The organism is Corynebacterium callunae DSM 20147 (assembly GCF_000344785.1).
In the GTDB taxonomy this organism is placed as follows: domain Bacteria; phylum Actinomycetota; class Actinomycetes; order Mycobacteriales; family Mycobacteriaceae; genus Corynebacterium; species Corynebacterium callunae.
Genome location: NC_020506.1, coordinates 525,826 through 546,497, shown reverse-complemented (window position 1 = coordinate 546,497; position 20,672 = coordinate 525,826). Strand labels below are relative to the sequence as shown.

26 protein-coding genes are annotated in these 20,672 nt (G+C 53.8%); 8 read left to right on the top strand and 18 right to left on the bottom strand.

The window, feature by feature from the left end; translation table 11 throughout:
* Position 1: 1 nt before the first annotated feature.
* The 3 genes from H924_RS02575 to H924_RS02565 are packed head-to-tail and all read left to right on the top strand — an operon-like array spanning position 2 to position 3,653.
* Positions 2-1,159, top strand: a complete 1,158-nt coding sequence (locus tag H924_RS02575; protein ID WP_015650406.1) for an energy-coupling factor transporter transmembrane component T — start codon at positions 2-4, stop codon at positions 1,157-1,159.
* Positions 1,156-2,841 carry an ABC transporter ATP-binding protein gene (locus H924_RS02570; RefSeq protein WP_015650405.1) on the top strand — a complete coding sequence of 562 codons (1,686 nt, stop codon included), beginning with the start codon at positions 1,156-1,158 and terminating at the stop codon, positions 2,839-2,841. Before H924_RS02575 ends, H924_RS02570 begins: the two co-directional genes overlap by 4 nt.
* Positions 2,838-3,653: an ECF transporter S component gene (locus tag H924_RS02565; protein WP_015650404.1), complete on the top strand. Its 816-nt coding sequence runs from the start codon at positions 2,838-2,840 to the stop codon at positions 3,651-3,653. The genes H924_RS02570 and H924_RS02565 overlap by 4 nt, the downstream gene beginning before the upstream one ends.
* 127 nt (positions 3,654-3,780) lie before the next feature.
* Here the strand turns inward: H924_RS02565 and H924_RS02560 are convergent, their stop codons facing one another.
* Entirely contained in the window at positions 3,781-4,398 is a 618-nt protein-coding gene (locus H924_RS02560) for a hypothetical protein (RefSeq protein WP_015650403.1), read from the bottom strand.
* 354 nt (positions 4,399-4,752) lie between these two features.
* On the opposite strand from H924_RS02560, the gene H924_RS02555 reads away from it, so the two are divergent.
* Positions 4,753-5,550 (top strand): formate dehydrogenase accessory sulfurtransferase FdhD, encoded by a 798-nt coding sequence (locus H924_RS02555; RefSeq protein WP_015650402.1) that lies wholly within the window; start codon positions 4,753-4,755, stop codon positions 5,548-5,550.
* 49 nt (positions 5,551-5,599) lie between these two features.
* Positions 5,600-6,409 carry an aldo/keto reductase gene (locus tag H924_RS02550; RefSeq protein ID WP_015650401.1) on the top strand — a complete coding sequence of 270 codons (810 nt, stop codon included), beginning with the start codon at positions 5,600-5,602 and terminating at the stop codon, positions 6,407-6,409.
* Here H924_RS02550 and H924_RS02545 read toward each other — a convergent pair.
* The 15 genes from H924_RS02545 to rpsJ form a co-directional block, all read right to left on the bottom strand.
* Positions 6,406-7,302 (bottom strand): SpaA isopeptide-forming pilin-related protein, encoded by an 897-nt coding sequence (locus tag H924_RS02545; protein WP_015650400.1) that lies wholly within the window; start codon positions 7,300-7,302, stop codon positions 6,406-6,408. The two genes, H924_RS02550 and H924_RS02545, sit on opposite strands and share 4 nt — an antisense overlap.
* A gap of 675 nt (positions 7,303-7,977) precedes the next feature.
* Positions 7,978-8,553: a 50S ribosomal protein L5 gene (rplE, locus tag H924_RS02540; protein WP_015650399.1), complete on the bottom strand. Its 576-nt coding sequence runs from the start codon at positions 8,551-8,553 to the stop codon at positions 7,978-7,980.
* Positions 8,553-8,867 (bottom strand): 50S ribosomal protein L24, encoded by a 315-nt coding sequence (gene rplX / locus H924_RS02535; protein WP_015650398.1) that lies wholly within the window; start codon positions 8,865-8,867, stop codon positions 8,553-8,555. The genes rplE and rplX overlap by 1 nt, the downstream gene beginning before the upstream one ends.
* A gap of 2 nt (positions 8,868-8,869) precedes the next feature.
* Entirely contained in the window at positions 8,870-9,238 is a 369-nt protein-coding gene (gene rplN, locus H924_RS02530; RefSeq protein WP_015650397.1) for a 50S ribosomal protein L14, read from the bottom strand.
* Between the two features lie 372 nt (positions 9,239-9,610).
* The gene (rpsQ, locus tag H924_RS02525) at positions 9,611-9,889 is read right to left on the bottom strand and encodes a 30S ribosomal protein S17 (RefSeq protein WP_015650396.1); all 279 of its coding nucleotides are present in this window, start codon (positions 9,887-9,889) and stop codon (positions 9,611-9,613) included.
* Between the two features lie 2 nt (positions 9,890-9,891).
* Positions 9,892-10,122: a 50S ribosomal protein L29 gene (gene rpmC, locus H924_RS02520; RefSeq protein ID WP_015650395.1), complete on the bottom strand. Its 231-nt coding sequence runs from the start codon at positions 10,120-10,122 to the stop codon at positions 9,892-9,894.
* Positions 10,122-10,538 carry a 50S ribosomal protein L16 gene (gene rplP, locus H924_RS02515; protein ID WP_003854302.1) on the bottom strand — a complete coding sequence of 139 codons (417 nt, stop codon included), beginning with the start codon at positions 10,536-10,538 and terminating at the stop codon, positions 10,122-10,124. The genes rpmC and rplP overlap by 1 nt, the downstream gene beginning before the upstream one ends.
* 2 nt (positions 10,539-10,540) lie before the next feature.
* Entirely contained in the window at positions 10,541-11,287 is a 747-nt protein-coding gene (gene rpsC / locus H924_RS02510) for a 30S ribosomal protein S3 (RefSeq protein ID WP_015650394.1), read from the bottom strand.
* A complete protein-coding gene (rplV, locus tag H924_RS02505; protein WP_015650393.1) occupies positions 11,287-11,649 on the bottom strand; it encodes a 50S ribosomal protein L22 in 363 nt (120 codons plus the stop codon). The genes rpsC and rplV overlap by 1 nt, the downstream gene beginning before the upstream one ends.
* A gap of 3 nt (positions 11,650-11,652) precedes the next feature.
* On the bottom strand, positions 11,653-11,931 hold the full coding sequence (gene rpsS / locus H924_RS02500) for a 30S ribosomal protein S19 (RefSeq protein WP_015650392.1): 279 nt from the start codon (positions 11,929-11,931) through the stop codon (positions 11,653-11,655).
* A 16-nt stretch (positions 11,932-11,947) separates the two neighbouring features.
* A complete protein-coding gene (gene rplB, locus H924_RS02495; protein WP_015650391.1) occupies positions 11,948-12,790 on the bottom strand; it encodes a 50S ribosomal protein L2 in 843 nt (280 codons plus the stop codon).
* A gap of 24 nt (positions 12,791-12,814) precedes the next feature.
* Entirely contained in the window at positions 12,815-13,120 is a 306-nt protein-coding gene (gene rplW, locus H924_RS02490; protein WP_015650390.1) for a 50S ribosomal protein L23, read from the bottom strand.
* Positions 13,120-13,776 carry a 50S ribosomal protein L4 gene (gene rplD / locus H924_RS02485; RefSeq protein ID WP_015650389.1) on the bottom strand — a complete coding sequence of 219 codons (657 nt, stop codon included), beginning with the start codon at positions 13,774-13,776 and terminating at the stop codon, positions 13,120-13,122. Before rplD ends, rplW begins: the two co-directional genes overlap by 1 nt.
* Positions 13,773-14,429, bottom strand: a complete 657-nt coding sequence (rplC, locus tag H924_RS02480) for a 50S ribosomal protein L3 (RefSeq protein ID WP_015650388.1) — start codon at positions 14,427-14,429, stop codon at positions 13,773-13,775. The genes rplD and rplC overlap by 4 nt, the downstream gene beginning before the upstream one ends.
* Positions 14,430-14,461: 32 nt before the next feature.
* Complete coding sequence (gene rpsJ / locus H924_RS02475) at positions 14,462-14,767, bottom strand: 30S ribosomal protein S10 (RefSeq protein ID WP_003854291.1); 306 nt, start codon at positions 14,765-14,767, stop codon at positions 14,462-14,464.
* A 774-nt stretch (positions 14,768-15,541) separates the two neighbouring features.
* Between rpsJ and H924_RS02470 the strand changes: the two genes are divergently transcribed.
* The 3 genes from H924_RS02470 (at position 15,542) to H924_RS02460 (ending at position 18,526) form a co-directional block, all read left to right on the top strand.
* Positions 15,542-16,525 (top strand): iron chelate uptake ABC transporter family permease subunit, encoded by a 984-nt coding sequence (locus H924_RS02470; RefSeq protein ID WP_035108022.1) that lies wholly within the window; start codon positions 15,542-15,544, stop codon positions 16,523-16,525.
* 160 nt (positions 16,526-16,685) lie between these two features.
* Entirely contained in the window at positions 16,686-17,696 is a 1,011-nt protein-coding gene (locus H924_RS02465) for a FecCD family ABC transporter permease (RefSeq protein ID WP_245533913.1), read from the top strand.
* A gap of 26 nt (positions 17,697-17,722) precedes the next feature.
* Entirely contained in the window at positions 17,723-18,526 is an 804-nt protein-coding gene (locus H924_RS02460) for an ABC transporter ATP-binding protein (RefSeq protein ID WP_015650385.1), read from the top strand.
* Here the strand turns inward: H924_RS02460 and H924_RS02455 are convergent.
* The gene (locus H924_RS02455) at positions 18,507-19,208 is read right to left on the bottom strand and encodes a hypothetical protein (protein ID WP_015650384.1); all 702 of its coding nucleotides are present in this window, start codon (positions 19,206-19,208) and stop codon (positions 18,507-18,509) included. The two genes, H924_RS02460 and H924_RS02455, sit on opposite strands and share 20 nt — an antisense overlap.
* Positions 19,209-19,337: 129 nt before the next feature.
* The gene (gene tuf / locus H924_RS02450; protein ID WP_015650383.1) at positions 19,338-20,528 is read right to left on the bottom strand and encodes an elongation factor Tu; all 1,191 of its coding nucleotides are present in this window, start codon (positions 20,526-20,528) and stop codon (positions 19,338-19,340) included.
* Between the last annotated feature and the right edge of the window lie 144 nt (positions 20,529-20,672).

Here is a 20,672-nt window from a genome sequence, read left to right as displayed (position 1 = left end):
AGTGCAGGCAATTAAGCGGTATTTATTATCCCGGCGCGAGGTTCATCCCTGGGCGTGGTGGGTGTGGGCCTTGGGCATCGCCGGCACCGTGAGCATGAGTAACAATCCTTATGTGCTCGTCTTGGCACTGGCTAGTTTGAGCTTTGTGGTTGCTAAAAGGCGTGGCGCTTCCCCCTGGTCTCGAGCTTTTCCCATCTATGTGACCATCGCGGCGTGGATTGTGGCCTACCGCGTGGTTATGCATATTGTGGTGGGCGTCAAAATCGGCCAGGTGGAGCTTTTCCGCATTCCAGCGGTGCAGCTTCCACAATGGGCTGCGGGCATTAATATTTTTGGCACGGTTTATGCCGAAGGTTTGGTCATTGCGCTGATCCAGGGCATGGCTTTGGGAACCATGATCGTGGCCGTTGGTGCTGCGAACTCCTTGGCGGATCCTAAGAAGTTGCTCAAGGCGCTGCCCGGGGCTTTGGGAGAATTAGGCACGGCGATCATTATTGGAATGTCTATTGCTCCCCAGATGGCGGAATCAGCGGTTCGCATTCACCGTGCGCGTACTTTGCGTGGCGATAACACTGCAGGTCTCCGCGGGTTTTCTCGCATTTTGCTGCCAGTTTTTCAAGATACTTTGGATCGTTCCCTCGCGTTGGCGCATTCCATGGATGCCCGCGGTTATGGCCGCCGCGCGCAGATTTCTCGCCTGGAGCAGCGCATTACTTCTGCTTTTGGGCTGCTGGGCATTGTGGGTGTGTGCATCGGCCTTTTTGTCATTTTGGATGCGACCACCCCACTGTACGTGGCAGTCCCCATTTTGCTGGCGGGCGTGGGGTTTGTGGTGATTTCGCTTTTTATTGCTTCTCGACGAAAAACCTCGAGCACCTTCAAACCGCTGCCCTGGGGCACAGCCGAGTGGCTGACTAGCATTTGTGGCCTAAGCCCACTACTTGCAGCAATCGTCACGCGGATTAATGATCCCGCCTCCATGATCACCACCTGGGTACCTTTGCACATTCCCAATACCATTCCTCTTTTTGTCATTTTTGGTTTGGTTATGGCAGCCCTTCCTGGCTATTTAACCCCCATGTTGCCCAGAAATACCCACAGAGTCAGGCGTCGCAAAGCACTTGCCCCTGACGCCCTTAAAGGACGCACCCTGCGATGAGTTTTGCACTTCCCCCACGCGCGGCGTGGTCAACCGAGCCGATTCTGGAGCTGGAAAATGTGGCAGCTTCCTATTATCACGATGAGCGCACGCTGGCTGCGCCGCAGATTCACGATGTTAATCTCACCCTGCACGAGGGCGAGATTTTGCTGGTCATTGGGCGTACCGGTGCGGGCAAAACCACACTTTTAAATGCCATGTCAGGGGCTATGCCACATGCCACCGGCGGGCGTTTGGATGGACATGTGCGCATTGTGGGCCGCGATACCCGCGATTTCCCACCACATATGCTCTCTGATGTGGTCGGTGTGGTGGGCCAAAATCCGGCGGCTGGATTTGTTAGCAATACCGTAGAGGAAGAACTGGCTTATAGCATGGAGCAGCTGGGGTTGGCCCCGGAGATCATGCTCAAGCGCGTGGAAGAAACCCTGGATCTTTTGGGTATTGCAGAGCTGCGCCACGTCCCGCTTTCTGAACTTTCCGGCGGTGAGCAGCAGCGCGTGGCTATCGGTGCAGTGCTCACCACCCGGCCCGCGCTGATTATTCTTGATGAACCAACCAGCGCGCTAGATCCCAATGGTGCCGAGGATGTACTAGCCACCATCACCAAATTGGCCCATGACCTGGCCATGACAGTGGTGCTCGCGGAACACCGCATTGAAAGAGTGCTGCAATATGTCGACCGCGTGGCCCACGTTGATGCCACCGGCACTGTGCGAATTGACTCCCCAGCCGCAATTATGAAGAACTCCGATGTGGCGCCTCCGCTGGTTGAGCTGGGCCGCCTGGCTGGCTGGAATCCATTGCCCCTTTCTATCCGCCGCGCCCGCCAGCAGTCCCCAGAGCTGCGCAAACGCCTTTTCCAACAGGGATTAGTGGCCCGCAGGATTCAGTCCGCTGTTAAGCCCGCGCTGGTGGCTACGGATATTGTGGTGGATTTCCCCGCGATCCGCGCCGTGGACAATGTATCCCTGCAGCTCAACGCCGGTGAGATCACAGTGCTCATGGGGCGCAATGGCTGCGGCAAGTCCACCCTGCTCTGGGCGTTGCAGGGATCAGGTAAGCGCACCCACGGTCACGTGTACGTTGACGGCCGCGATCCCCTCAGCCTTAAACCAGCTAATCGACGCAAACTTGTGTCAATGGTTCCGCAAAACCCCAGTGATCTCCTTTATGAATCCTCAGTTGCTGCGGAATTGGATCGCTCTGATCGAGACAGTGGCGCATTTGCTGGCACCACTCGCGATATTTTGGATTCCCTCGTGCCCAATATCGCCTCGCATCTACACCCCCGCGATCTTTCCGAAGGCCAAAAATTAGCCCTGGCTCTGGCAATTCAATTGGCTACCCATCCTGATGTGATCTTTTTTGATGAGCCCACCCGTGGTCTTGATTATGCTGCTAAAAAGGCTCTGGCCGCCTCTTTTAAACAGCTCTCCCAGCAGGGCCGGGCTTTGTTGGTGGTCACCCACGATGTGGAATTTGCGGCGCTGTGTGCTAACCGAGTGCTATTTATGGCCAATGGTTCCATCATTGCCGATGGACCCGCGGTTGATATGCTTGCTTCTTCCCCTGCCTATGCCCCGCAAATTGCCAAGGTCACCTCTGGCCTGCACGACCCTTCCCACTGGCTCACGGTTTCCGCGGTACAAACAGCTTTGGGAGGGGTGCTAGAACCGTGAACAATGTCATTTCCCTCAAGCCAAAAACCTTTATCACCCTTGGGCTTTTGGCACTTTTGAGCATTGTCATTTTCTTTTGGCCACTTTTTGTCGACCCCTCTTCAGCTTTATCGAATGATGCCCAAGCACCGCTTTATTTAGCATTAGTAATTCCATTGGTACTTGCTGCCGTGGTTTCCGAAATCAGTGAAGACGGCTTTGATGTTAAAGCCATCGCCATGGTGGGCGTCTTGAGTGCACTTGTTGCCGTGGTGCGTCCTTTTGGCGCCGGAGCTGCAGGTTTCGAAGCAGTGTTTTTTGTGTTGATTCTGGGCGGACGCGCATTTGGCCCGGGCTTCGGATTCATCCTGGGAAATACCGGGCTTTTTGCATCTGCACTGCTCACCGCCGGAATTGGACCATGGCTGCCCTACCAAATGCTGGCCGCTGCCTGGGTTGGTTTTGGAGCAGGGCTTTTGCCACAGCTGCGCGGCAAAAAAGAAACCTTGCTAATCATCCTCTATGCCATCATCGCCTCTTTGGGATACGGCTTTTTGATGAACATGAGCTTTTGGCCCTATGCCATCGGCACTTCCACCGAGCTTTCCTTTGTGCCCGGCGTGCCAATCTTAGAAAACCTGCACACCTTCTTCCTCTTCTGCCTCACCACTTCATTGGGGTGGGATCTGGGCCGGGCGATTTTTACGTCCTTTTTACTGCTGATTACCGCTACCCCAGTACTCGGAGCCTTAAGGCGCGCTAATCGACGCGCTGCTTTTGGTGTTGACCGTAGCTTTGGTCCGACTCCCGACTTGTCAGCTGACAAAAACTAAAAAGCAGAATCCCGCACAAACTGCTTCTGAGAAGCAGTTTGTGCGGGATTTGGTCACTTTTGGGGAGTAAAAAGTGCGGTTTCACCACACAAGGCGCTCATTTGGAGGCAGGTGCGGTGGATCGGGACTAAAACTTCGGCAAAACCACGCCTGGGATGGTGATGAGACCGTTGTATAGGGCTGCTACTGCGCCACCCACAACTGCTAGGATGCCCGCGATCACTGCAAAGAGACTTGAGTTCTCAGAGGAACCACTTTCAGGAGTTGCCTCTGGAAGTGCAGTGAGCGCTGGGGAGTTGCTGCCATCGCCAACAACCCATGCTTCAACGGAACCTGGTGCTGGGGTGGTTTCATCGCCACCGACGGGTGCGTATTCGTAGGTTACGGTGTGATCAGTTGCGACAGTTCCGGTGTAATAGCCCCAATAGGTGCCGGTTTCTCCATAAACAGGTGCTACGCCATCAATGCCGTTGAGCGCGCGTCCAAAAGAAAAATCCTGGTACTTAGGGGTAAATCCAGCAGATTCCAAGGCTTCAAAACCAGTGGAGAATTTGGTAGCGCAGCCGCCTTCGGGAGATTTCTCGGAATCTGCACCATATTCCACATAGACCCATACGTTGTTTGCTTCCACGCAGTCGCGGGCATTTACGGGTGCTGAAGATCCCAGGGCGTGAGCTGCTGGAACTGAGGTGAGAAGGGTGGCTGTGATAGCAGCGGTGGCAGTACGCTTAAAAGTGATGCTCAAAGTATGTGCCTTCCATGAGGTTTTGGGAAAATATTGTCTTAGCGAGGTAGCGTTAAGGCTCTTTACTCATGGGGATGCTTAATTAAAAAACTTCCGTATTCCACGACGGTTGTTCTAAGCCATTTCCAGAAATCTTGAGTAATCCGGCTCATCACCAATTAAAGGCGATCTACGGTTGCGGGTCAGCGCCGGGATTTGACCGGCTTCCCTCAAAATGATCTCTAGTTCTTTAACACAGTTAACACTTAAGACTTCTCAAGAATACTCTACGAACTGCGATTATTTGGAATTTTTCAACCCTGTGACAGCGTTGGAACACAAAGACATTAAAGCGACATCAGGAGGCGTTGGTAAATGGGCAGAATCACCCAAAAATTGCAGGTTCCACGGGTGGTTGCTACCCCGGCTGAGGTTTTTATTAATACTCGCCCCGATACGATCGCTGTAGAGGAGCCTTTAGACATTCGGGTGAATGGCAGCCTCTTTAGGTCGATTACTCGTACCCCAGGCCAAGATATTGAATTAGTTCATGGACTCTTATTGGCTGAGGGCCTAATTAAGAAAGCCACTGAGCTTTCTACAGCACGTTATTGTGCCGGTGCGGTAGGTCCCGACAATAAAAATTCATATAACGTATTGGACCTTGATGTACTGGGAGCTCAACCACTCCCCCTCTTAAACAGTGGTCCTTCCTGCGGAGTCTCCCCCACCCCGAAGCCACAAACGCAGTGGGCCATAACCTCAATTACTCCCAACGCTGAGACAATTGTGCAGTTGCCGGAAAAGCTCAATGAACTGCGCAAAATCTTCCACAAGACCAAGGGCGTGGAGGCGGCTGGGCTAGCTGATCTTGATGGAGAATTAACCCTGGTCAGGGAGGATATTCAGGCTGAAAACGCGGTGAATAAGATCACTGGCCACCTGCTAATGGAGCGGCGTATCCCCCAGTCCCCTGCCATTTTGGTGGTCACTGAAAAAGTAACCTATGAGATCCTCAAAAAGGCTGCGATGGCGGGAATTGCTGGCGTGATCACTACGGAATCGGTGAGCTCCATGGCAATTGAAACCGCCCAAGAAGCGGGAATCTTCTTGGCTGGTTTTGTCCAAGGCAATAAGTTCAATCTTTACTCAGGCGAGGTCGCGAAAAACTAAGTTCTTAAACGCCGCAGGCACTCGTCGACAAGCTTGTAGGGTGGCACCCATGACCCTTAAAATTCCTGAAATCGGTTTTGGTACCGTCCACCTTGATGGCGCCCCTGGCGTCGAGGCTATAACTTCAGCTATTAGTGCTGGTTATCGCCTTATTGATACCGCCTACAACTATGAAAATGAAGGCACAGTGGGTGTGGCGCTGAAAAAGTCCGGGCTGCCCCGTGAAGAGCTTTTTGTGACGAGCAAATTGCCCGGTCGCTTCCACGCCCGCGATCTGGGGCGGGTGCGTATTGAGGAAAGCCTTTATCGTCTGGGCACCGATTACCTGGATCTTTTGCTGATTCACTGGCCAAATCCGCAGCGTGATCTCTACGTGGAGGCCTGGCAAACCCTCATCGAGGTACGCGACGCTGGTTTGGTGCGCCACATTGGTGTCTCAAATTTCCTGCCTGAGCACATTTTGCGCCTTGAAAAGGAAACCGGCGAGCTGCCAGCCATCAACCAAATTGAGCTGCATCCCTACTTCCCGCAGGTTGAGCAGGTGCAATTCCACGATGACAACGGCATCCTCACCGAGGCCTGGAGCCCGCTGAGTAACGGCCGCGGCCTGGTCAATGAGCCTTTGCTCGCCGAAATCGGCGCGCGCCACGGAGTTGGCGGCGGCGAGGTCGCGTTGGCGTGGCACCACGCGCGCGGTATTATCCCCATCCCCCGTTCCACTAAACCTGAGCGCCAGCGTTCCAACCTCGAAGCAATAAAGATTGTGCTTAACGACGAAGAGATTGCGGCGATCACTGCATTAGGACGCGAAGATGGCCGGATCAAGAATCAAGATCCGGCCACCTTTGAAGAGTTTTAAGCTAAGCGCTTCCTACCGATTGCTCCGATGATAAGGAGCAGAAATCCTGCTCCCATCCACCAGCCCACACCACTTCCGCCAGCTTCTGGCAGAGCACCAGTGCGGATATCAGATACTGACATCACCACCATGGTGGCTGGTTGCTTGGCAGCATCGATGATTGCTAGCTGCAGCGCACTTCCAACGGTGTTGATCTTGAACCGCACTGCTTCAGGCAGCAACTGATAACCATTTGGTGCCGTTGTTTCCACCAGCTGATATTCCTGGCCAATGGTCAGTGTTGCAGCAGTAGCCGCAAAGCTACGACCACTGGAATCATTAACATCTACGATCTTCACACCATTTTGATAAACCGCAAAGGCATATTCACTATCCAGCGGAATGATGGTTCCTGCAGAATCAGTCTTCACTACACCCAGAGCTGCATTTTGCAGCGCTGGAATATTGGCGTAGGCATCATCAATTACTGGAGTGGTGCTGCCTGAAAGGTTCATCGTGGCCTGGTTGAAGAAACCACTTCCCGCAGTTTTGGCCGCACAATTAAGTGTGGTGTACCTAAGCGCCTTGGCAGAATAGTAATAACTGGACTTCACTCTGAAGTTAGTGATGGAATTCGGCGCAAAACTCATCGGTGCAGCTTGAGTACCTGCAATAGGATAGACTCCATTGCTTACGGTGACCGCAGTGCCGTTTACCGTTGCGCCAGTGATATTTACCGAATCCGAGAACTTCGGAGCATCAGTAATCCACGCTTGATGGGCAGAGGCTGCTGGGTTAGTCACCGTAATGTTGTATTCCACGGTCTTGGCCACAGTCTCTACCGCAGTGACATCTTTAAGCATGGTCATTGCATGTGCAATCTTGAGCGGTGCACAAGCGTTTTCTTCCTCCACACTTGGTACTGCTACGCCATCGAGAGTGTCTAATGGTTTGTGTGTGGGGAATCCCCACACACAAACCATTAGACACTCTCGTTTCATGATTAATTCAGGAAGGGCTTCAGTTTTAGAACTGAAAAGATGTCTCTAAAAACCTGAATTCAAATTTATCCAGATTTAATGTACTATCATGCAAATTATTATCTAATTAGAAATATTGCCCATTTATAACGTATGAATAAATTGCATATGGCAAAACTGCATCTTTTTGCACACTGCCTGCAACCTCAAAGACTCCAACGAATTCACATTCCGATCCAAGATACTATTTAATACCTTTAGCACCATTAACCCCAGCTAGCTCCCCAAAAAGCTAAATGAAATTAGCTAAAAACTACATATAAATCTATGTAAATCTCTGAGGCTGAATAATGCTCAATTAGCAACACCTTTTCCAGAATCTATAAATTGCACGTAATGCATAAACTTATCCATCTCGGAGAAAATATTTCCTAGCGTAACTTATACATTCCACGGCAGTGTAATTTCATTTTTCGCTCCGCTACCAGAGATTACGCAGAGTTTAAGAAGCAGATTCTTCGGTCAGCATTTTGAATATCATGTAAACATAAAAATACGCCGCACAACCAGAGGCTGTGCGACGTATTGAATGAACTATAAAAGTTCTAATTACTGCTGACGAGTTCCGTCTTCACCCTTGAAAGGGAAGCCGAGCTCGCGAAGCAGGGAGCGACCTTCATCGTCGTTAACCGCAGTGGTAACAACGGTGATGTCCATACCACGAGGACGATCGACCTTGTCGACGTCAATTTCGTAGAACATGGTCTGCTCGGTGAGGCCGAAGGTGTAGTTACCGTGGCCGTCGAACTGCTGGTCAGAAAGTCCACGGAAGTCGCGGATACGTGGCAGTGCCACGGTCAGCAGACGATCGAGGAATTCCCACATGCGGTCGCCGCGCAGGGTAACCTTTGCGCCGATTGGCATGCCTTCACGGAGCTTGAAGTTAGCGATGGACTTCTTCGCACGGCGAAGCTGTGGCTTCTGACCGGTGATTGCGGTGAGGTCCTCGATAGCTCCGTTGATGAGCTTGGAGTCACGAGCTGCGTCGCCAACACCCATGTTGACAACAATCTTGGTGACACCTGGGATCTGCATGACGTTAGCGAACTCGAATTCGCCCTGCAGCTTGGTGCGGATTTCGTCCTGGTAACGGCTCTTCAGACGAGGGGTGTAGTTCTCAGTCATTAGATGTCCTTCCCATTACGACGAGAAACGCGAACCTTCTTGCCGCTCTCATCTACACGGAAGCCAACGCGAGTTGGGTTTCCGTCAGAATCGATGACCATGACGTTGGAGACATGGATCGGAGCTTCTTGGGTCACGATTCCGCCGGACTCTGCGCCACGCTCTGGTGCGGAGTTAGCTACGTGCTTCTTGATGCGGTTAACACCCTCGACGAGAATCTTCTCAGTCTTTGGGAATGCCGCGATGACCTGTCCCTTGGCACCCTTGTCAGGGCCAGCGATGACAAGAACCATATCGCCCTTATGGACCTTCATTCTTAAATCACCTCCGGTGCAAGAGAAACGATCTTCATGAACTTCTTTTCGCGAAGTTCACGAGCAACTGGTCCGAAGATACGGGTGCCACGTGGCTCGTTGTCGTTCTTGATGATAACGGCAGCGTTCTCGTCGAATGCAATGTAGGAGCCGTCTGCACGACGGGTTTCCTTCTTGGTACGAACGATAACAGCCTTGACGATTTCGCCAGACTTGACGTTGCCGCCTGGGGTTGCTTCTTTGACAGTGGCGACGATGACGTCACCAATGCCAGCAAAACGTCGGGTAGATCCACCGAGGACGCGGATGCACAGAATTTCACGTGCACCAGTGTTATCGGCGACCTTCAGACGCGATTCTTGCTGAATCACTACTGGTCTCCTGACCTGGATTAATGCATGCTGGATTTCCGTCCCAAACATGCGTGGTCTATGTACTACAGATGTCCACACACTCCACAAAGTGGGCAACGAACGATTTACGTCGAGGGGTCTCGGAAGGGCGACTCGGAAAAGCACCGCCAGTCCGACCTACGCAGACAACCTAAACATTTAACCACATCACTACCCCCGAATACAAATCGCAGTTGCACCTAAGTACAACTGCGATTAAGGAACTACCTTGCACCCCTCCCCCAGCGTCAATGTTGGCAGAGGGAGGCGTCGAAAAGCGCAAAAAATCCCTATCTGGAAACCAGATAGGGATTTCTTTAGGTTGTTATCCGAAGCGGATAACGGCCCAAATTACTTAGCCTTCTCGACGATCTCGACGAGACGGAAGTGCTTGTCCTTAGACAATGGGCGGGTCTCTTCGATGCGGACGAGGTCGCCGATGCCGGCGATCTCAGCCTCGTCATGTGCCTTCACCTTAGTGGCGGAGCGCATGATCTTACCGTAGAGAGCGTGCTGCTTACGGTCCTCAAGCTCGACGACGATGGTCTTCTGCATCTTGTCAGAAACCACGTAGCCGGTGCGAACCTTGCGGGTGCCCTTTTCCTTGTTGTCCACGTTTGCCTCACTCATAATTAAGCCTCAGCTCCCGGAACCACGGACAGGCCCAGCTCGCGCTCGCGAATAACGGTGTAAATGCGGGCGATGTCGCGCTTGACAGAGCGTAGGCGGCGGTTGTTGGTCAGCTGGCCAGTAGCAAGCTGAAAGCGAAGGTTGAACAGTTCTTCCTTAGCCTCGTTGAGGCGGGTAACCAGTTCTTCCTCGTTGAGTTCACGGAACTCATGTGCTGGGGTACCGATAGCCATTAGAGCTGATCCTCCCTCTTGACGATACGGACCTTGCAGGGAAGCTTCTGGCCAGCGCGGCGCAGTGCCTCGAGAGCAGTAGCTTCATCCGGGTAGCTCATCTCGAAGAGAATGCGGCCCGGCTTGATGTTTGCGACCCACTTCTCCACAGGACCCTTACCGGAACCCATACGAACGCCGAGTGGCTTCTGGGTAAGCGGACGGTCTGGGAAGATGTTGATCCATACCTTGCCACCACGCTTGACGTGGCGGTTGATGGCAATACGTGCAGATTCAATCTGACGGTTGGTGATGTAGGCAGGCTCAAGAGCCTGGATGCCGTACTCACCGAAAGTGACGCGGTTGCCGCCCTTAGAAATACCACTACGGGTAGGACGGTGCTGGCGACGGTACTTAACGCGCTTAGGAATAAGCATGTTTAGCCCTCCTGCTTCTGCTCAGCACGCTGACGACGCTGGCCACCACGACGCGGACGTGCGTTGCGGTCGCCGCGACCGCGACGCTCTGCGGGTGCATTGATCTCGCTCTCGCGACGTCCACCAACGACGTCACCCTTGTAGATCCACACCTTGACGCCAATGCGTCCGAAAGTGGTGTGAGCCTCGTAGGTGCCGTAGTCGATCTCGGCGCGAAGGGTGTGTAGAGGAACGCGTCCCTCATGGTAACGCTCGGTGCGGGACATCTCGGCACCGCCAAGACGACCGGAACACACGACCTTAATACCCTTAACCTGTGGCTGACGCATTGCAGACTGGATAGCCTTGCGCATTGCGCGACGGAAAGCCACGCGGTTGGTCAGCTGCTCGGCGATGGACTGTGCCACCAGCTGAGCGTTGGCATCAACGTTCTTGACCTCGAGGATGTTGAGGGCAACCTGCTTACCGGTGAGCTTTTCGAGCTCCTTACGGATGCGGTCTGCCTCAGCACCACGACGGCCGATGACGATGCCTGGGCGTGCGGTGTGGATGTCAACGCGAACACGATCGCGGGTGCGCTCAATAACAACGTCAGCGATGCCGGCGCGGTCGAGACCCTTGGAAAGGAATTCACGAATCTTGATGTCTTCAGCTACGTATGCAGCGTAAGACTTATCGGCGTACCAATGGGACTTCCAGTCGGAAGTGATGCCCAATCGGAGGCCGTGTGGATGGATCTTCTGGCCCACTAGTTGGCTCCTTCCTTCTGGCTCTCAACTACCACGGTGATGTGGCTGCTGCGCTTACGGATCTGGAAAGCACGTCCCTGAGCACGTGGCTGGAAACGCTTCATGGTTGGGCCCTCGTTGGCGTAAGCCTCGGAGATAACCAGGGTGCGTGGATCCAGACCAAAGTTGTTCTCAGCGTTGGCAGCTGCAGAAGCAACAACCTTTGCGACAGGCTCGGAAGCGGCCTGTGGAGCATACTTAAGGATAGACAGTGCCTCGGACACGGTCTTGCCGCGCACGAGATCAATGACGCGACGAGCCTTCATTGGGGTAACGCGGACGAAGCGAGCAGTCGCGCTTGCGGAGGTGATGTTTTCACTCATCGCTTATCGACGTCCCTTCTTGTCGTCCTTGATGTGACCCTTGAAGGTCTTGGTTGGGGCGAATTCGCCCAGCTTGTGACCGACCATGGCATCATCCACGAAAACTGGCACGTGCTTGCGTCCATCATGGACAGCAAAGGTGTGACCGATGAAATCGGGGAGAATGGTGGAACGGCGGGACCAGGTCTTGATGACCTGCTTGGTACCCTTTTCGTTCTGAGCGTCTACCTTGTTGAGGAGGTGCTCATCGACGAACGGGCCTTTCTTAAGGCTGCGTGGCATTCTTCGTTACCTCCTCTTAGCGCTTCTTGTTCTTGTTAGCGCGACGGCGACGAACAATCATGTCATCACTGTAACGCTTAGGGCTGCGGGTGCGGCCTTCCTTCTTTCCCCATGGGGAAACTGGGTGGCGACCACCGGAAGTCTTGCCTTCACCACCACCATGTGGGTGATCGACCGGGTTCATAACGACACCACGGACGGTTGGGCGCCAGCCCTTCCAACGCATACGGCCAGCCTTGCCCCAGCGGATGTTGATCTGGTCAGCGTTGCCGACCTCACCAACAGTTGCGCGGCAGCGGATGTCTACGCGACGGATCTCGGAGGATGGCATACGCAAAACAGCGTAAGCGCCTTCCTTACCAAGAAGCTGAATAGAAGTACCAGCGGAACGAGCCAGCTTAGCACCTGCACCGGGCTTCAACTCCACATTGTGGATGGTGGTACCGGTTGGGATGTTACGCAAAGGCAGGTTGTTGCCGATCTTGATGTCGGCGCCAGCGCCGGACTCAAGAACTGCGCCCTGCTGCAGGCCCTTAGGAGCGATGATGTAACGCTTCTCGCCATCAAAGTAGTGCAGCAAAGCAATGTTTGCGGTGCGGTTTGGGTCGTACTCGATGTGAGCGACCTTAGCCAGGATGCCGTCCTTGTCATTACGACGGAAGTCGATGACGCGGTAACGACGCTTGTGTCCACCACCGCGGTGACGGGTGGTGATGTGTCCGTGAGAGTTACGGCCGCCGGTCTTGGAGAGCGGGCGAAGCAGTGACTTCTCTGGGGTCGAACGGGTGATCTCCGAGAACATGGAAACGGAGCTCTGACGGCGACCCGGGGTTGTCGGCTTGTACTTACGAATAGCCATAATTAGTCCTTTTCTATCGACGTCTTAAGCGACGGAGCCGTTGAAGATGTCGATGGAGTCGCTGCCCTCGCGAAGAGTGACATAAGCGCGCTTGGTGGCCTTGCGGGTACCGAAGCCGGAGCGGGAGCGCTTGCGCTTACCTGCACGGTTTACGGTGTTCACAGCAGCAACCTTGACGCCGAAGATCTCTTCGATGGCAATCTTGATCTGAGTCTTGTTGGCATCGGTGGAGACGAAGAATGTGTAAACATTCTGCTCCATGAGGCCATAAGACTTCTCAGAAACGACCGGCGCGAGGATGATGTCGCGTGGATTGGCGATAGTAGCCATTAGTTCTGCTCCTCCTTTACCGCACCAGAAGCGCGGTTGATGAAGGTGTGGAGAGCCTCAACGGAGAACACAACGTCATCAGACTTGAGAACGTCGTAGGTGTTCAGCTGATCAGCGGACAGGATGTGTACGCCGGGCAGGTTGTTGGCACTCTTCTGGGCGTTGATGTCCTCACGGCTCAGTACGAGCAGGATGGACTTACGCTCGGACAGACGCTCGATGAAAGCCTTTGCAGACTTGGTCGAAGGGGTCTGGCCTGGCACCAATTCGGAGATGACGTGGATACGATCGTTACGAACACGATCGGAAAGGGCGCCGAAAAGGGCAGCCTTAATCATCTTCTTAGGGGTGCGCTGAGAGTAGTCGCGTGGCTTAGGGCCGTGGGAAATACCACCACCGGTGAAGTGAGGTGCACGGATCGAGCCCTGACGAGCGCGACCGGTTCCCTTCTGGCGGAATGGCTTACGGCCACCGCCGCGTACTTCACCGCGGGTCTTGGTGGAGTGGGTGCCCTGTCGAGCTGCTGCAAGCTGTGCATTGACAACCTGGTGCAGCAGTGCGACGGAAACCTCACGGTCAAAAATCTCTGCAGGTAGGTCAACAGAACCGGCGGTAGTGCCGTCGGCAGCCTGGACGTCCAGCTTCAGATTCGTCATGCGTGTGCACCGCCCTTCACTGCGGTCTTAACGGTAACGATGCCGCCACGGTTGCCCGGGATCGCACCCTTGATCAGGATGAGGTTGGCATCGGCGTCAATCTTCTGAACCTTAAGGTTCTGGGTGGTGACGCGGTCATTACCCATGCGGCCAGCCATACGCTTGCCCTTGAAGACACGACCTGGGGTAGAAGCTGCACCAATGCCACCTACGCGGCGGTGTGCTGCTTGGTTACCGTGGCCGGCTCCCTGGCCAGCGAAGCCATGGCGCTTCATAGCGCCGGCGTAGCCCTTACCCTTGGAGGTACCGGTGACGTCAACGAACTTAATGCCGTCGAAAATGTCAACAGTAACGTCCTGTCCAACCTCGTAACCGGAGACATCGTCCATACGAATCTCGGTGACGTGGCGGCGGGGGGTAACGCCTGCTTTCTTAAAGTGACCAGCCACTGGCTGATTCACCTTGCGGGGGTCGATTTCGCCGTAGGCGATCTGGATGGCGTTGTAGCCATCGGTCTCAACGGTGCGAATCTGGGAAACTACGCATGGACCAGCTTCAACGACGGTAACCGGAATAACGCGGTTTTCCTCGTCGAAGATCTGAGTCATGCCGAGCTTGGTGCCCAGAATGCCCTTGATCTCGTTTTCACTCATTATTTATTCTCCGCTGCCAAAAGTTCCGTCGATCACTGAATGTTCACATCGACGCTGGCCGGAAGGTCGATGCGCATAAGGGCATCAACAGTCTTCGGCGTCGGGTCGAGGATGTCGATCAGGCGCTTGTGGGTGCGCATCTCGAAGTGCTCGCGAGAGTCCTTGTACTTATGGGGAGAACGAATAACGGCATATACGTTCTTTTCGGTGGGCAAAGGCACCGGTCCAACGACTCGGGCACCCGTGCGGGTGACCGTCTCAACGATTTTGCGTGCAGACGCATCAATCGCCTCGTGGTCGTAGGCCTTGAGCCTAATGCGGATCTTTTGTCCCGCCACGCTTATCCTCTTCCTCGCTAGTCCCACATCTTCCATTTTGGAGAGCGGTGGGAATTCGCTTCACTCATTATTCTCTATAACGTTGTCCGGGCTAGGGGCTCGGGCGCAACGCCAGTGTTTAACCTGACCTGTCAAAATTCTCTGACATTGGATCACGGGCGCTGTGCAAATAAATCGCGCCACGATTGATCTGAAATTAATCAGGAAAATCGGAAGGGACCAAATGCGTATGCGTGGCCCTAACGTAACTGCCGCTGTTTATTTGCCATGCCCCTTCTCCGGTTCCGCCTTCACCAGTTACCCGGCTTCAGTGGATACCTCCTGAAGTTGAAACTCTAGGAAACCTAGATCCTCGACCTCAATGGAAGGTGTCATGTTTGCCTTACCAACTGACATGTCCATCTCCTTAAATGCATAAGGAAACACACGCCGTGTTAAGGCAACTCAAGTAGTTAACCACATCGTCACTCGGAATACAACCCCTATCAGCAAGAACTTTGAAAAAGTCGGCAGCGCCATTGACCTCCACCCACATCTCCATAACTTTGCAATCCAGGTCACATTCAAACGCATCAGCTGTGCGTCGAAAAGCGTCTTTTTTATCTTTTGCCCTTTGTGGCACAATTTATTAGATCAGGCTCACCTAATTTAAGGAAGCTCCGCTTGTCATCCCCTAGCCATCAGAAAATCCCTGTCCCAACCGCAACAACCGCAACAACTAACACGGCACCCACGCTTAGTCCGACGCGACTACATCGCCGGCGCGCGCTCGGTTTGCTGATCATTATCGCAGCGTTACTTGTTGTCTCCGCGCTGAGTTTGGCGCTGGGCGCGAATCCCCTGCCACTGAGTGCGGTATGGGAAGGACTGATGCACCGCGATAATTCCGAGGCAGCGGTGATCGTGTGGTCTATGCGTATTCCGCGCACCGTGGTTGGCATTTTGGTGGGCGCGGCCTTTGGCGTTGCTGGCGCGCTGATCCAAGCCCTGACCCGCAATCCCCTGGCGGATCCCGGCATCCTCGGTGTTAATGCAGGCGCAGGTTTTGCGGTTACCCTCGGAGTAGGGTTTTTTGGGCTGAGCAGTGTCAGCGGTTATATCTGGTTTGCTTTCATCGGCGCTGCGGTGGCCACCGCCCTGGTTTATCTCATTAGCGCTGGCGGCGGACTAGGTGCCAGTAGCAGCGCACAGCCAATAACGCTGGTACTCGCCGGTGTGGCGCTGGCGGCAGTATTGGGTGGCATCACCACCTTTTTAACGCTAATTAACCCCGATACTTTTCAAAGTGTGCGAAATTGGAACCTTGGTTCCATCGCCCGCACCGATCTGCATGATTCTTTTTCTGTTGCGCCATTTATTGCGGTTGGCTTGATCATTGCGTTCCTGTTGTCTGGAGCTCTAAATTCCATTGCTCTTGGAGATGACCTTGCAGCTTCCTTGGGCACTCGTGTTTTCCGCACCCGCGTGCTGGGAATTATTGCTTTGACGCTGCTGGCCGGCGGTGGCACCGCACTGACCGGCGGCATTAGCTTTGTGGGTTTAATGATTCCCCATATTGTGCGTTGGATTGTGGGACCTGATCAACGCTGGATTATTGCTTATTCTGCACTGAGTGCCCCCGTGCTCGTGCTCGCAGCTGATGTGATCGGCAGGGTTATTGCGCGCCCGGGCGAAATTGAAGTTGGCATTGTCACCGCCGTTATCGGCGCCCCAGTGCTCATTGCACTGGTTCGAGGAAAGAAAGCGAGCGGGATCTAGCCCAATGAACAACAAACTCTCCCCTTCCGATCCGCTTAAAACCACGCTTGTCGACGCCCCCTCCCGCAGTAACCAAACCTCGGGCACCGTCGCTGCCACCTCAGATCTCAACCGCGGCTACCGCGCGCTTGTGTTAAGAAATCGCTACTTCTCCTTTGATATGCCCCTGCGCATTATCACGGTGTCTGCCATCTTGTTTGTGGTGGCGGTGGGCAGTGCGACCTTCGCCATCACGCTTGGTGACTATCCCCTCACACTAAGCCAGGTTGTGCCCGCCATATTTGGCATTGGTGAGAAGTTCCCCGTGCTGGTGGTACGCGAATGGCGTTTGCCAGTAGCCATTGCAGCCGTTGTTTTTGGCGCGCTGCTGGGCATTGGTGGTGCTATTTTCCAATCACTAACCAGGAATCCACTTGGTTCCCCTGATGTGATTGGTTTTGATGCTGGTTCTTATACCGCCGTGGTCTTGGTGATTTTGGTATTGGGCAATAACCAATATTGGACCATCGCTGGTGCTGCCATTGTGGGTGGTTTGCTCACTGCACTGGCAGTTTATGTGTTGGCTTGGCACAAAGGGGTCCAGGGATTCCGGCTGATCATTGTCGGTATTGGCGTTTCTGCCATGTTGGGTTCTATTAATGCATATTTGATCACCCGCGCCGATGTAGAAGATGCCATGGTGGTGGGTTTTTGGAGCGCAGGTTCCATTAATCGCGTTACCTGGCAATCTCTAATTCCATCGTTGATCATCGCTGCAATTATTTTCATCTGCACCATCGCCCTGTCACGCACCCTGCGCTTTTTGGAGATGGGCGATGATGCCGCAGCCACCTTGGGTTTCCACCTCAATTCCACTCGCTTAGCACTCATTGTTTTGGGTGTAGCAACTACGGCACTGGTGACCGCTGCAGCTGGACCGATCTCCTTTATTGCCCTTGTTGCCCCACAGCTAGCCAGGCGTATTACTCATACTCCTGGCGTTAGCTTGTTTTCTGCCGCAGCGATGGGAGCAGCACTACTAAGCATCGCGCACCTTACCTCCCTGGTCATTGCTAGCTTTTACCGCACGATTCCGGTTGGTCTACTCACCGTCTGCATTGGTGGCTGTTACATGATCTGGCTGATTATTCGCGAAACCCGCCGCCACAACTTCGCGGGTCACACCCACTAACACCGCAATTCTTGAGGATTTCTACTATGACCGAATCTTTTACAACACGCTTGCAGATGGAACACGCCACTATCGGCTATGACAAGCGCACTATCTCCGCGGATCTCAGTATTGAAATTCCGGATAAATCATTTACCGCAATCATCGGCCCCAATGGCTGTGGCAAATCCACTTTGCTGCGTGGTTTTTCCCGAGTCATCTCCCCCACCGCAGGCAAGGTGCTGCTTGATGGCCGCGAGACCAAAGAATACAAGCCCAAAGAAATTGCCCGCGAGCTTGGCCTCCTACCCCAGACCTCAATCGCGCCAGAAGGCATTCGAGTGGCAGATTTGGTGGCGCGTGGCCGAGCTCCCTATCAAAGCCTGATTCAGCAATGGCGTGATTCTGATGCCGATGCGGTAGCCCAAGCACTGGCAGCCACTCGCCTCACAGAACTTTCCGCCCGTTTAGTTGATGAGCTCTCCGGCGGTCAGCGGCAAAGAGTATGGGTGGCAATGCTGCTAGCACAACAAACTCCCCTCATGTTGCTTGATGAGCCCACAACCTTCTTGGATATTGCACACCAATATGAACTTCTAGAGCTTTTACGTGCCTTCAACCGCGAGGGCAAAACGATTGTCACGGTGCTGCACGATCTTAATCAAGCAGCGCGCTACGCCGATCACCTCATTGTGATGAAAGACGGCAAAATCATCACCACCGGCACCCCGCATAACGTCATCACCACGGAACTCATCTCAGAGGTTTTCGGCCTAGACTGCCTAATTGCCCCCGATCCCGTCACCGCCACCCCAATGGTGGTGCCACTGCCTAAGCATCAATTGGAATAATCTGCAGGACTTTGCCACCAGCAACGGTGATTGGTCCGCTGGTTGCTAAAACTTCCAGCTCTGATCCGACTTCACAGCGCTCTATTTTTAGCCACTTGATTCTTTGCTTATCCACACTGCGCCTTTGTTCTGCAAAAACGCTGATCTTTCTTTCAATAACAACACTGGTTCCCGACTCCAAGAGGACGACAAAAACGTCGTCACCAATATCTTGCTGCTTTTGGTTGTTTAGCTGATCCACCTGTGGCTGCGGTTTTTCGTCGACAAGCCTGATTTGTTTAATGGTGCCCAGGTTGTGCTCGATGCCCTCGCGGTCCTCGATATAAAGCGGGGCATTAACAAAGGCCTTGAGCTGGCGGTATTCCCAGATGCCCGGCTGACGGACCTGGTTGAGTGGGCGCACCACGACGCGATAGGGATCAACAGTGACCAGATTGGCGGGATTCAGCGTTTCCACTACATATCTTTCGCGCATATCAATGACTGGGCCGCGCAGCTGTGCCGGAAACTTCCTGCGCATTTCTTGTAGATGTTGCACCAGCTCCTCATCATCACTACCCCACCCCACGCCCTTATTAGCCAGGATTCCAAAGAGGGTACTTAAGGAAAGTTCCGGTTGCCCTTCCCAGGTCTGCTGTAGTTCTGCGATTACTGCGGGAATGCGGGCGGGATCTTTGCTCATAAGTTTTAAGCCTAATCCAGATTTTTAAGTGTGCGATAAACGCAAAGAAACCCAGAGGAAAAATCCTCTGGGTTTCTAAGTTTTTAAGAATCTAAACCTTATGGCTTTGAATCCTTAAGAGATCATTAATTACTTGATGATCTTGGTGACACGGCCGGCGCCAACGGTGCGGGAGCCTTCGCGGATAGCGAAACGCAGGCCCTCATCCATAGCAACTGGCTGGATCAAGGTGACGCTCATGTCGACGTTGTCGCCAGGCATAACCATCTCGGTGCCCTCTGGAAGCTTCACAACACCGGTAACGTCGGTGGTGCGGAAGTAGAACTGAGGACGGTAGTTGTCGAAGAATGGGGTGTGGCGGCCGCCTTCATCCTTGGACAGAACGTAGACAGAGCCCTCGAACTCGGTGTGAGGGGTGTAAGCGCCTGGCTTAACGATAACCTGGCCACGCTCTACGTCTTCGCGCTTGATGCCGCGGAGAAGCAGACCACAGTTGTCGCCAGCTTCAGCGGAGTCAAGAAGCTTACGGAACATCTCGATACCGGTAACGGTGGTGGAGGTGGACTTCTCCTTGATGCCGATGATCTCGACGTCATCGTTAACGTTCAGGGAACCGCGCTCAACACGACCGGTAACAACGGTGCCACGACCGGTGATGGTGAAGATATCCTCGATAGGCATGAGGAATGGCTTATCGGTCTCACGAACTGGGTCTGGGATGTTGTCATCACAAGCCTGCATGAGCTCAAGAATCTGCTTGCCCCACTTCTCGTCACCCTCAAGAGCCTTAAGAGCGGAGATGTGAACGATTGGAGCGTCCTCGTCGTAGTCCTGCTCAGCAAGAAGTTCGCGAACTTCCATCTCGACGAGCTCGATGATTTCCTCATCGTCAACCATGTCGCACTTGTTAAGAGCAACGAGGATGTAAGGAACGCCAACCTGGCGAGCAAGAAGAACGTGCTCACGGGTCTGAGGCATTGGGCCGTCGGTAGCAGCAACAACCAAGATTGCGCCGTCCATCTGAGCAGCGCCGGTGATCATGTTCTTGATGTAGTCGGCGTGGCCTGGAGCGTCAACGTGTGCGTAGTGGCGCTTCTCGGTCTGGTACTCAACGTGGGAGATGTTAATGGTAATACCACGCTCCTTCTCCTCCGGAGCCTTGTCGATGGCGTCGAAGGCGAAAGCCTCGTTGAGATCTGGGAAAGCATCAGCCAGAACCTTGGTGATAGCCGCGGTGGTGGTGGTCTTACCGTGGTCAACGTGACCGATGGTGCCGATGTTTACGTGGGGCTTGGTACGCTCGAACTTCGCCTTTGCCACTGTATGTCCTCCTGGACTTCGTGGTGGCTACGACTTTCGCAGCCACGAATTGGTTTAGCCTTCACTGTGAGAAGCAGCCACGGGGGCTGAGGAACACAGATCTAGCGCATTACAAAATGTGCCAGTTACTGAATCCTAAGGGCA